Origin of the sequence: Albirhodobacter sp. R86504 (genome assembly GCF_042466415.1) — a bacterium.
Taxonomy (GTDB): domain Bacteria; phylum Pseudomonadota; class Alphaproteobacteria; order Rhodobacterales; family Rhodobacteraceae; genus Albirhodobacter.
This window is the reverse complement of sequence record NZ_JAXHCH010000002.1, coordinates 2,147,727-2,160,337: the sequence shown is the minus strand read 5'-3', so window position 1 is coordinate 2,160,337 and position 12,611 is coordinate 2,147,727. Positions and strand designations below refer to the sequence as shown.

Genomic DNA, 12,611 nt, shown 5'->3' with positions numbered 1-12,611 from the left:
CCCAAACACTTTGATGTGGGTAGATGTAGGGCGAGAGGGGCGGCGGGTCAAACCATCGGATAAAATCGGATAGAAAGGTCTACCGACACAGGTTTTATCCGCCGCCCTCCGCCCGTTTACGCTTGCTCGGCGGCTTCGAGATAGCAGGCCATTTTCTCGGCCACGAGATCGGCGCTGTCGTTATGACTGAAGAAATCGACGAAGCCGTATTCGGGGAGCATCAGGTATGACTGTGTCGAGTGATCAATAAGGGTGTAGGGATCGCCAGGCGTCTGGACGCTGTAATAGGTTTTGTAGGCTTGGCTTGCGGCCTTAATTTGCTCCGCGGAGCCGGTGAGGCCAATCATTCGCGGGTGCATGATGTCGGTGAACTCCGCAAGGACTTCCGGCGTGTCACGCTCTGCATCCACCGATATAAAGACCGGAGTTACGTCATATCCCTGTTCGTCGAGTTGGTAGGTTGCCTCGGCGTTCCGCGTCAAATCGAGCGGGCAAACATCAGGGCAGAAGGTATATCCGAAATACACAAGCGTCGGGCCGGTGATGACATCGGTGTTCGTGACGGTTTTTCCAGTTTCGTCTACCAGTTCGAACGGACCGCCAATGGTGCTCGCGCCGCCGGCCACTGCGCCGTTGCGGCATGCGGCGAAAAGATCGGCCGCGGGACGGGTAAGGGTTGCAATTGTCATTGCGCCGATGCCGACTAGCGCGACGCCTCCGGCTAGAAACGCGGCTGTTTTCGGGGCGATGGACATGAAAAACTCCTCATCAGTTTGGCGCATTGATCGCTGATTGTAGCTTCGGTATCAATGCCTCCAGCGAAGATGTGACAATTCGACCATTCGGGCAGGCGTCGTCGCGCCGGGAAAGTCCCAGACGTCTTGAGGAGAGCCGCACGATGAAACAGGGATCAAATCTTCCCGCGCTCGAAGCTCACGGCGATTGGGTGCGCTTGCGAACCTTGATTTTCCTACGCTGGACTGCCGTTGTGGGGCAGTTATGTGCGATTTTCGCGGCGCGTCTCGTCTACGACATCGCGATTGACCTGCCGCTTTGTTTGCTCACGATCGGGGCGGCGGTCGCGGGTAATCTTGTCGCCATTTTTCTGTTCCCCGAGACAAAGCGCCTGACGGAAAGTGAAACATTGGCGATGCTGATGTTCGATGTCGCGCAGCTCGCCTTGCTTCTGGGGTTGACGGGGGGGCTCGAAAACCCGTTCGCGCTGCTGATTATTGTTCCTGTGACGATTGCCGCGACTGCGCTGCAGACCCGCGCGACCATTTTTCTTGGCGTCGTGACGATCGTGGTGGTCTCGTTGATTGCGGTGACGGCCTTGCCTTTGCAATTTGACGACGGGACGCTTTTACAGGTGCCGCGGCTGTTTCTCTTCGGGTTTTGGCTGGCGATCGTGATCGGCGTTATATTCCTCGGCGTCTATACGCACCGGATCGCGACAGAGAATCATTCGATGGCGGATGCGCTGATCGCGACGCAGCTTGCCTTGGCGCGTGAGCAAAAGCTGACCGATCTTGGCGGCGTTGTGGCCGCGGCGGCGCATGAACTGGGTACGCCTTTGGCGACGATTAAGCTCGTGAGCGCCGAATTGGCCGATGAGCTGGACCGCGAAGATCACCGTGAAGATGCATTGTTGATCCGCGCGCAAGCCGATCGATGCCGCGATATTCTGCAATCGATGGGGCGTGCGGGAAAAGATGATCTCCATCTGCGCTCGGCCCCGCTTCTGGCGGTTTTGCGAGAGGCGGCTGAGCCCCATACGGCGCGCGGGAAGGACGTCCATTTTGAGGGTGTCGGGCAAGGTGGCGCGCCGCAACGCCAGCCAATTATTTATCGCTATCCCGAGTTGATCCACGCGTTGCGGAACCTTGTGCAAAACGCAGTGGATTTCGCACAATCGACCGTTTGGGTTGATGCGTCTTGGACGAACGAGACGCTGACCGTACGTATCTCCGATGACGGGCCGGGGTATCCGGCAGGGCTTTTGGGCCGTATCGGTGACCCTTTCTTGGCGTCCAAACGCACAGATGCCGCGCGCCCTGGATATGACGGGATGGGGCTAGGGCTGTTTATCGCCAAGACGTTGTTGGAGCGCACGGGCGCGCGCCTGTCGTTCACGAATGGGAGTGACCCGTTTTTGACGGCATCGGAGGCGGGGCTTGATCGCGGAGCGATTGTGGAGGTCACCTGGCCGCTCGAGCGTTTGCTGGCGGAGACGTCCGGCGGGCTGGGCGCAAATATGGCATTCGAGTAGACAATTCGCGCCGCTTCGCTCTATCGATCAATCAAGATTAACGCGACATTAACTATTATTGACGAACCTCTCCCGATAGAACGCGTGATCGGAGAATGCGGCGTTGGACCATTGGATCTTGGCGGTTATCATTGTGACAACGTCCGTCGCCTCGGCGGTCGTGGCCCTCATGATCCTCGCGGCGACTGGCTCGACCAGAAAAAGCGCCGCGCTCCGGCTTTCAACGGGAGACCGATTGGAGCAAACCGTCTTCTTGTTTGACGGGGAGGATTTGCTCGATGCCACTGCGAGCGCGCATCGATTGCTAGAGGTTGCGCCTGTCGCGCACACGGATTGGGCACGGCTCGCAGCTTTTCTGATCCCTCGGTTTACGAATTTCCTCCAAACGATGGGCCGCTTGGCAGAGGAGGGCCGCCTCGAAATGTCCTCTCGCCTCTCCCCTGGCGAGCACGCCCCGATCCGCCTCGTCGCTGAAAGCGTGAACGGAATGGCGCGCATCACGCTGATCGATCCGGATGCGGAAGGGCACGGTGTCTTGGTTGACGGGTTGAGCCAACGAGCGTTGGAGGACGAGCTGGATTTGCTTCGCAATACCGTTGATCGCGCGCCGATTTTGGCGTGGCGTGAAAGCTCCGATGGCTCTGTGACATGGGCAAATCGCGCGTATATCTTAAGGTCCGGGGCACTGAATCTGACGGATGATGTATTGGCATGGCCGCTCCCACGGATTTTCGCGAATACGCCGATGGGCACGGGCACCGTTCCGCGCCGGCTGAAAGTCGATGGCGATGACGACCGGGTGCACTGGTATGAATGTCACTCGCAACTGCTGGAGAATGGCGCGCTCCATTTTGCGCTGCCGAGTGACTCACCAGATAGGGCAGAACGCTCTTTGCGTGAGTTTGTGAATACGCTTTCCAAAGCCTTTGCGGATTTACCAATCGGCCTTGCGATATTTGATCGCCAACGGACCTTAGAGATCTTCAACCCCGCCTTGCTGGATTTGCTCGGCTTGAGCGCCGAATTCCTCGCGGTCCGTCCAACGCTTTACGCCTTCTTCGACCATCTCCGCGAGGGGCGGGTGATGCCCGAGCCAAAGAATTATCGCAGCTGGCGACAGCAAATGTCCGCGCTCGAAAAGGCGGCGTCCTCTGGCGATCATACGGAAATCTGGAGCCTACCGTCTGGCCAGACTTACCGTGTGACGGGGCGGCCGCATCCCGACGGCGCTATCGCGTTCCTGTTTGACGATATTTCCTCCGAAATCTCACTGACACGCCGTTTCCGCGCCGATCTTGAGCTGGGGAATGAGGTTCTTGACACGCTTGGAGAGGCGATCGCGGTCTTCCAATCCTCCGGTGATCTGATCTTGTCGAATGCGGCCTATGTGCGGATGTGGGGTGTTGACCCGTCTGAAACGCTGGGCCGAACGTTGATATCGGATGCTATCAAAGGCTGGAAATCCCATTGCGAGGAGGCTGAGGCCTTTTCGAAAATCCAAGAGTTTGCCGATCAACTCGGTAAACGCGAGCCTTGGTCGCACACTATAACCCGTAAGAACGGGCTGGTTTTGACGTGTCGCGTTGTTCCAATGTCGGCAGGCGGGACGTTGATCGGATTTTCGTTACCGTCGTCTGTCTCGAGCGCAGGTGAACCGCTTTGCGCAGAACACCAGCGAATTCTCAGTTAGGCGCATAGCGGCTTGCAGCGGAGGCTGGGCAGGATAAGACTGCGAGCATGATTGAACATGACGCGCTCACCGATCCGATTTTGACGCTACACCTCCCCGACGCTGAGGCAACGGGACGATTAGGTGCGGCTTTTGCTACAATTCTGAATGCTGGCGATACGGTTTTGCTCGACGGTCAGATTGGCGCGGGAAAAACTCATTTCGCGCGATCGGTGATCCAAGAAATCCTTGCGCTGCATGGGATTTGGGAAGATGTCCCAAGCCCGACCTTCACCCTTGTCCAGACCTATGAGGCGGAAGGCGTGGAGATTTGGCATGCAGATCTCTATCGGCTTTCCAATCCGTCAGAGGTCGATGAGCTTGGCCTGACCGACGCCTTTGGCAATGGGCTCTGTTTCGTCGAGTGGCCGGATCGGCTTGGCCCGCACCTCCCTAGCGATGCCCTACGCATAGCGTTCAGACTCTATGGTGACGGGCGGACAGCGCGCCTTTACGGCGATAATCGGTGGGCCGAACGATTGGCAGGGGCGGATTTATGACGGCAGCAAATGATCAAGCCATGTTGCGCTTTTTAGCGGACGCTGGTTGGGGAACTGCGCATCGGGCACCGCTCGCCGGAGATGCCTCGGCTCGTCGGTATGAGCGCCTGACGCCGGAGGCCGGTGCCGACAACGCCGTCTTGATGATCGCGGAGGATGCGGAAGACGAGATCGGGCGCTTCGTGCGCATCGCCGGGTGGCTCAATGATGCGGGGTTTTCGGCACCGCGTATTTTGGCGCAATCTGCCGCGCAGGGCTATGTCTTGTTAGAGGATCTAGGGGACGATCTAGTCGCCCGCCTCGTCGCCAAAGCACCGTGCCGGGAGGATGAACTTTACCGCGAGATTACGCGGTTTCTGCTCGCGCTACATACCCACGCGGCGCCCGAGGATTTGCCGGGGATCAATGTTAGTAATTTCGGCGAGATGACTTCGCTCTGCGGCGATTGGTATTTGCCCGCCGCAGGCCGCGCGCGCGCCGATTTCGCCACTCCGCAGGCGCTTGCGAGGGCCTACGGCCGGTTAGCGCCTGTGACAAGCGTGATGTGTCTTCGTGATTTCCACGCTGAAAATCTGCTATGGCTTCCGGAGCGCGAAGGTGTCGCGCGACTCGGCTTGCTGGATTTCCAAGATGCGGTTACGGCGCATCCCGCATATGATTTGGTGTCTGTCTTGCAAGATGCGCGACGAGATGTGAGCCTTCTCGTCGAGGCCTCCGAGAGGGATTACTACGCCCAGTCTGCCGGTTACGACTTGGCAGATTTTAAGGCTGCTTACGCGCTGATTGGTGCGCAGCGCTCGATACGTATCTTGGGGATTTTCACGCGGCTTTGTTTGCAAGCAGGAAAAGCCGCGTATGTTGACCTCATCCCGAGAACTTGGGGCTACATAGAACGCAATCTATCGCACCCCAACCTCGCGACATTGGCAGATGAATTTTACGCGGCGACTCCTGCGCCGACTGACGCTTTACTGCAAAGGATTAAAGATCAATGCGGAACACTCCGGACGCGTTAATGCTATTTGCGGCAGGCTTTGGTACGCGGATGGGCGCGTTGACGAAAGATCGCCCCAAGCCGATGGTCCAAGTGCAAGGGCGGCCACTCATCGATTACGCACTTGATCTGGTTCATGGAGCCGAAATTTCGCGGGTTGCGGCGAATGTCCATTATCTGCCTGATCAAGTTCGGGCACATCTCGCGCCGCTACTGGTTGCGATTTCTGACGAGAGTGACGAAATCCTAGAAACGGGCGGTGGGTTGCGCAAAGCGCTTCCGCTTTTAGGAACGGGGCCAGTTTTCACGTTGAATACCGACGCCGTGTGGCAGGGCGAGCAGATCATCTCGCGGCTTGGGGCGGCGTGGGATCCCGACAAGATGAGCGCGCTTTTGCTGCTCGTTCCAACATCTCATGCGGTCGGGTATCGTGGCGAGGGCGATTTCAGCCTTGGCGCGGATGGGCGCCTCGCGCGGGGGAAGGGGTATGTCTACACCGGCTTGCAGATCATTGATCCCGCAGGATTGGCCGATGTTCACGAGCGCGCGTTCTCGCTGAATTTGGTGTGGGACAAAATGTTGGCGGAGGGACGGTTATTCGGCACGGTTCTCGCAGGCCGTTGGTGCGATGTTGGTCGTCCTGACTCAATCCCACTCGCGGAGGCGATGCTGCGAGGTGAAGATGTTTGAAGCGCAAAGCTCCCCTCGGTTCTTCGGATTGCCGCTTGGCGCTGACTTCCCGCAGGCTTTTGTAGACGGTCTAATCGACCGGATGAAGGATGCGCCGCCGCATGAGATGGCGCGTGTCGAGGTCTACCTGAACACCTCGCGCATGCTGCGGCATGTTCGTGAGGCATTTGATCGTCGCGGGGCGCGCCTGCTGCCAAGGTTGCGTTTGCTTACCGATCTCGCACATCTGCCCCTTGCGCATATACCGCCAGCGGTCCCGTCTTTGCGCCGTCGGTTGGAGCTTGCGCAGCTTGTGTCCGGTTTAACGCAAACGATGCCGGATTTCGCGGCAGGAGCGAATCTTTATTCGCTCGCGGATAGTTTGTCGGGCCTGCTGGCGGAGATGCAGCAAGAAAACGTTCACCCCACGGCGCTTGCGCAACTCAATATCGCGGCCAATCATGCGGCGCATTGGCAGAAAAGCCTCAGCTTCATCAACATTATTACGCAATTCTTTGACGATACGGATGCGCCCGATGGGGATGCGCGCCAGCGGCTTGTGATCGACCATCTAAGCGATCAATGGGCGAAGGTTCCGCCATCGCATCCAATCTTGATCGCGGGTTCCACGGGCTCGCGTGGCGCGACTTCCGCCTTCATGCGTGCGGTTGCAAATCTGCCGCAAGGGGCGGTGATCCTGCCGGGATTTGATGCGGATATGCCCGCATCGGTCTGGGCAACGCTTTCGCAAGGGAAGATGCCGATCGAGGATCACCCGCAATATAGGTTCGCGGCGCTGTGTGCATCTGCGGGTATTACGCCGCAAGAGGTGCGTGATTGGGCCAATTCGCTGGCCCCTGCGCCCGCGCGCAACCAAGTTGTGTCTTTGGCATTGCGTCCTGCGCCCGTCACCGATCAATGGATTGATGAAGGCAAATCATTGCCCGATCTAGACGAGGCGATGTCCGGTATTACCCTGATTGAGGCACCTGACGTCGCGCGAGAAGCCATGGCAATCGCGCTGGTGTTGCGTGAGGCGGCCGAGAATGGAACGCGATCTGCGCTCATTACGCCCGACAGGACTTTGACGCGCCGCGTCGCCGCCGCTTTGGGTCGTTGGGGGATTGTGCCCGACGATAGCGCGGGGGAACCGTTGCAGCTTACGGCGCCCGGAACGTTTTTGCGCCATGCCGCGCGGGCCATGACCGAGCCTATGACCATCGAGACGCTTCTCGTGTTGCTCAAGCATCCCTTGACCGCGACAGGGGCGGAGTTGGCGGTAGATGCGAGCTTTGATGCCGAAGCTCAGGGTCACAGTTGGCGCGGTATGCATAAGCTGTTCACGCAACGCCTTGATTTGCATCTGCGCCGGAACGGACCCGCCTTCCCGAATGCCGAGGCGCTCGTGGCATGGGTCGACACGCAGAAAGATCCTTCAAGCGGGGTTTGGGCGCAATGGCTGATGCAGGTTCTGGAGGCCGCGCTTCCCGCGGACGCGGGCCATCTGCGCGAATGGTTGGATCGTCATCTTGCATTTTGCGCCCTTTTGGCGGCCGGGCCGGAGGGCACGGTGGAGGCAAGTGAGCTATGGTTGAAAAAGGCAGGGACGCAGGCACAAAAGGTGATGGCAGGTCTGCAAGCCGAGGTCGAATTCGGCGGCGCATGTACAGGGCCGCAATATTGTGACCTGTTAGACGAACTTCTGGGCGAAGATTCCGTTCGTGAAAGCGAGGCGGCCCACCCCCAGATCGCCATCTGGGGAACATTGGAAGCGCGTGTCCAAGGCGCGGATCTCGTCGTCCTTTCAGGCCTGAACGAGGGAATATGGCCGCCCGCGCCCGCGCCTGATCCGTGGCTGAGCCGTCAGATGCGGCACGAGGCGGGATTGCTTTTGCCTGAACGCCAAGTCGGGCTTTCCGCGCATGATTTTCAGCAAGCCATGGGGGCGCCCAAGGTTGTGCTCACGCGTGCGGTGCGCGACTCGGAGGCCCAAACGGTGCGGAGCCGCTGGCTCAACCGTTTGCTCAATATGATGGAGGGTTTGCGCGAAAAGCACGGGCCCGAGGCGATTGCGCGGATGCGCGCAGATGGGCAGGTGTGGCTCGATCAGGTGCACGCCCTTGAGCAGGTGACCCCGACCGCGCCTGCGTTGCGTCCCTCGCCCCGTCCGCCCGTGGCCTTGAGGCCGCGCGAGTTACCTGTGACGGATATCACGCGGCTCATTCGTGATCCCTATGAGATCTACGCGAAGCGCATTTTACGCCTTCGCAAACTTGATCCGATCCGCCCGAATCCCGATGCGCGCTTACGGGGGCAAGTGTTGCATTTGATTGCCGAAGGATTCACACGGGCCGTGGGGGACGAAGGGTGCACGGCGCTCACGCCTGAGAGGATGGTTCAGATCGCGGAAGAAGTCCTTGAAAAGGAGGTCGTCTGGCCAACCGCGCGCCGCTTGTGGCTCGCGCGGATCAAGGCGATTGCGTCTGTATTTGTCGAGGCCGAAACCCAACGTCGTGCACAGGGCGCTCCGGTCGTGTTGGAGCAATCAGGTGCGCTGGAACTCGGTCAGCCGGTGTTCCGATTGACCGCACGGCCTGATCGGATTGACCTGCTCGTAGATGGCACGGCGCATATCTATGATTACAAATCCGGGGAGCCGCCGAAAGATAAAGAGATGCGGCTTTTCGATAAGCAACTGATACTTGAGGCGTTAATGGTTGAACGTGGCGCTTTTCCTGCTTTGGGGCCGCGGCCCGTCGCGGGGATAACATATCTGCGCTTGGGTGGAGGGGGAGAGGTCGCGCCGCGCCTTTTGTCTCCAGAACTCCTTTCGGATACATGGTCGCGACTGCGCACGTTGATTGCACATTATATGCGTCCTACGCAGGGGTACACCGCCCGTCGCGCGCCTCAGTTTATCACGCATAGTAGCGATTATGATTTGCTGTCGCGTTACGGCGAATGGCGCGATGTCAACGAACCCGTAGGGGAAGCGGTCGGCGAGGATCTTCCATCGGTGTCGGCACAGGAGCAAAACCAATGAAACGCAACGCAGCGAGCCAAGCACAGTTGCGGGCGGCCGAACCAACGGCTTCCACATGGCTGTCCGCCAACGCAGGATCTGGCAAAACGCGTGTTTTGACTGACCGTGTTGCGCGGCTTTTGTTGCGCGGCACTGAGCCGCATAAAATCCTTTGCCTCACCTATACCAAAGCCGCCGCCGCAGAGATGCAAAATCGTTTGCTTGAGCGGCTCGGCACTTGGGCAATGCTGAATGAAGAAGATTTGCGTAAGGAGCTTTGGCTCTTAGGGGAGGAGGGCGAAATCCCGCCTGAGAACTTGCGCGAGGCAAGGCGATTGTTCGCTAAGGCGATCGAGACACCCGGCGGCCTTAAAATTCAGACGATCCACTCATTTTGTGCATCATTGCTACGCCGTTTCCCTTTGGAAGCAGGCGTCTCGCACGGCTTTAAAGAAATGGACGATCGATCGGGTGCTTTGCTCCGGTCGGAAATTGTCGATGAGATGGCAGGGCAGGGCGATACTTCCGTTCTCGATGCGATGGCGCCATACCTGCCCGAGAAAGATCTTGATCAGTTTTTGCAAACGCTCGCGCGTCATCATGCGCTTTTTGCCAAGCCGCTGGATCTTGCTGGGTCGCGGGCGTTGTTTGGTCTCGCGCCCGATACCAGCTGCGAGGGTTTAATTGCGCAAACCCTGCCCGCCTCCGACATTGACATGCTGCAAAAACTTGCGCCGATCCTCGCCAAGGGGGGGGCCACTGACATCAAACTGGGCGACACTTTCGCACGCCTCAAGGCGCATGATCTGGCGTCCTATTTGCGCCTTGAGGCGGCGTTGCTATTCGGTCCGACTGCTGCGGTTCCTTACGGCGCGAAGGTGGATAAAATTCCCACGAAGGCGCTTCGTGAGGGTGCGGCTTCGGCGTTTATGCCCGAACTCAACGATTTGATGGAGCGCATGATGGCGGCGCGTCCGGAGCGGCTCGCGATATTGGCTTCCGATCAAACCTACCTCTTGCACCGTTTCGCGGATGCCTTCCTTCCTAAATATCGTATGCGCAAAGCTGCCCGCGGCTGGCTCGATTTCGATGATCTGATCGAACGGGCAGGCTCCTTGCTGTCAGATTCCTCAGTAGCACAATGGGTCTTGTTTCGCCTTGATGGCGGCATTGATCATATTCTCGTCGACGAGGCGCAAGATACCAGTCCTGCACAATGGAAGGTGATCGAGGCGCTGGCTGATGAGTTTACCGCCGGTGAGAGTGCGCGCGACATTGGCCGAACATTGTTTGTCGTCGGAGATAAAAAACAGTCCATTTACTCATTCCAAGGCGCGGATCTGTCCGCGTTCGGGCGGATGGAGACGCATTTCAGCGAGCGCTACGCGGCGCTTGGCGTGCCGATGCAATCGCTTGATCTTGCATACTCCTTCCGGTCTTCCCCGGCCGTTTTAAATCTCGTCGATCAGACGTTTGACGAACGCGTGCGTCATGGGATCGGCGGCGAAGCAAAGCATATCGCTTTCTTTGGTGACATGCCGGGGCGGGTGGATCTTTGGCCGGCGATTTCAAAACCGGAAAGTGCTGATGCGGACGAGAACTGGGAGGATCCACGCGATCTGCGCGGCGAAAACGACGAGAATGTTGTCCTAGCAGGGCGTATCGCGGATGAAATCAAGCGCATGATTGATACCGGCGTGCAGATCCCCGATGGGGCTGGCGCACGGGCCGTGAACGAAGGCGATTTTCTTATTCTTGTGCAACGGCGGAAGGCGCTGTTTGATGAGATTATTCGTGCCTGCAAAACGCGCGGATTGGCGATTGCGGGGGCGGACCGCTTAAAGCTCGGCGCGGAACTCGCCGTGCGCGATATCGGGGCGCTGATCGCATTTTTGGTGACGACGGATGATGATCTATCGCTTGCAGAGGCATTGAGATCCCCTCTGTTCGGGTGGTCGGAGGATGCGCTTTTCCGGCTTGCACAACCTCGCAAGGGCAGGCTTTGGGCCGCGTTGCGCGCGGACGAAAGTCATACAGAAACCCGCGCCATCCTGAGCGACCTTTTGGATGGGGCAGATTTCCTACGTCCCTACGAGCTTATCGAGCGGCTCTTGGTGCACCACGGCGGGCGGGAGCGATTGATTGCGCGGCTCGGGCGTGAGGCCGAGGAGGGCATCGACGAATTGCTGTCGCAAGCGTTGAAGTTTGAGCAAAGTGAAATTCCGAGCCTTACCGGTTTTCTAAGCTGGCTGTCGTCCGGCGATGTCGAGGTCAAACGGCAGATGGACGGAGAAGGTGCCGCTATTCGGGTCATGACCGTGCACGGGGCGAAGGGGCTTGAAGCGCCGATTGTCATTTTGCCTGAAACGCAAGACCGTAAAAATCCGAACGCCAGCCCTTTGGTGGAGTTTGGCGGAAGTATTGTCATGGCCGCATCCCGAGATCGTGTGCCGCAAGCGCAGGCGATCGTTCAGGCAGAGCAAGTCGAGCGCAGCGTCGAGGAGCGATTGCGGTTACTTTACGTGGCTTTAACCCGTGCAGAAAAGTGGCTCATTGTCTGCGGCGCGGGGAAAATCACCGAAGGAAGCCAAAGCTGGTATGCATTGGTGAAGGATGCGATGGCAAAAAGCGGCGCTGTGTTGTCGGAGTTGTCTTCCGATATGGGCGAAATTCTCCGTGCGGAATTTGGTGTTTGGCCCGCGGATGGGGTGCCGCGCAGCACACAGTCGCAATCGATCGCGGATCTCTTTCCTTGGGCGCAAACGCAAGCTCCTCGCGGAAAGGAGCCCGAGAAAATCCTGTCACCATCTGACCTTGGTGGATTGAAGGTAGTTCTTGGGAGCAGTTCAGACTCGGAGCAAACTCACGACGCGTTGTTACGTGGAACATTGATCCACGCCGTAATTGAGGCGGTCTTCCATCTCCCTTCTGACGCTTGGGAGGCGGCTACTGAAAGTGTCATGCACGCCTTTGGTGACGTGCCGCCAGATATGTGGGAGGGCGTGAAGGCCGAGGCATTTCGAACGGCAAGCTGCTCGCAACTTGATCCTTATCGCGGTGCAGATACTTTTGCTGAGGTTGCGTTCACGGCGCGCCTCGAGGCGTTGGGTGATGCATTGATCAATGGGACGATTGATTTACTTAAGGTCGATCCCGATGCGGTGAAGCTTGTCGATTTCAAATCCAACGCTGTCGTGCCCGACAATCCCGCTGATGTGCCGGTTGGAATTTTGCGACAGATGGGGGCCTATCAGGCGGCAATTAAACAGATTTATCCTGATCGTGACGTTGTGGTCGAGATCTACTGGACCGCGAACAACACGCTAATGCGCTTGGACGGCGCACAGGTTGATGCTGCTTTGCGTCTGGCTACTGCATCTTGACGATAAGGGGGGGCGAGCATACCTTGGCCCCAACAACGTATTAGG

At 58.3% G+C, this 12,611-nt stretch carries 8 protein-coding genes; 7 read left to right on the top strand and 1 reads right to left on the bottom strand.

Features of this window, described 5'->3' with window-relative positions; translation table 11 throughout:
• Positions 1-116: 116 nt before the first annotated feature.
• Positions 117-755, bottom strand: coding sequence for an SCO family protein (locus tag SJY32_RS12425; protein WP_376875719.1), 639 nt, complete (start codon positions 753-755; stop codon positions 117-119).
• A 143-nt stretch (positions 756-898) separates the two neighbouring features.
• On the opposite strand from SJY32_RS12425, the gene regB reads away from it, so the two are divergent.
• The 7 genes from regB to addA all read left to right on the top strand — a co-directional run bounded on the left by regB (position 899) and on the right by addA (position 12,566).
• Positions 899-2,269 carry a sensor histidine kinase RegB gene (gene regB / locus SJY32_RS12420; RefSeq protein ID WP_376875716.1) on the top strand — a complete coding sequence of 457 codons (1,371 nt, stop codon included), beginning with the start codon at positions 899-901 and terminating at the stop codon, positions 2,267-2,269.
• A gap of 103 nt (positions 2,270-2,372) precedes the next feature.
• The gene (locus SJY32_RS12415) at positions 2,373-3,959 is read left to right on the top strand and encodes a PAS-domain containing protein (RefSeq protein ID WP_376875713.1); all 1,587 of its coding nucleotides are present in this window, start codon (positions 2,373-2,375) and stop codon (positions 3,957-3,959) included.
• A 47-nt stretch (positions 3,960-4,006) separates the two neighbouring features.
• On the top strand, positions 4,007-4,498 hold the full coding sequence (tsaE, locus tag SJY32_RS12410) for a tRNA (adenosine(37)-N6)-threonylcarbamoyltransferase complex ATPase subunit type 1 TsaE (RefSeq protein ID WP_376875710.1): 492 nt from the start codon (positions 4,007-4,009) through the stop codon (positions 4,496-4,498).
• Entirely contained in the window at positions 4,495-5,514 is a 1,020-nt protein-coding gene (locus SJY32_RS12405; RefSeq protein ID WP_376875707.1) for an aminoglycoside phosphotransferase family protein, read from the top strand. Before tsaE ends, SJY32_RS12405 begins: the two co-directional genes overlap by 4 nt.
• Positions 5,490-6,182 carry a nucleotidyltransferase family protein gene (locus SJY32_RS12400; RefSeq protein WP_376875704.1) on the top strand — a complete coding sequence of 231 codons (693 nt, stop codon included), beginning with the start codon at positions 5,490-5,492 and terminating at the stop codon, positions 6,180-6,182. The genes SJY32_RS12405 and SJY32_RS12400 overlap by 25 nt, the downstream gene beginning before the upstream one ends.
• Entirely contained in the window at positions 6,175-9,204 is a 3,030-nt protein-coding gene (gene addB, locus SJY32_RS12395) for a double-strand break repair protein AddB (RefSeq protein WP_376875701.1), read from the top strand. Before SJY32_RS12400 ends, addB begins: the two co-directional genes overlap by 8 nt.
• Positions 9,201-12,566 (top strand): double-strand break repair helicase AddA, encoded by a 3,366-nt coding sequence (gene addA, locus SJY32_RS12390; protein ID WP_376875698.1) that lies wholly within the window; start codon positions 9,201-9,203, stop codon positions 12,564-12,566. The genes addB and addA overlap by 4 nt, the downstream gene beginning before the upstream one ends.
• Positions 12,567-12,611: the final 45 nt, after the last annotated feature.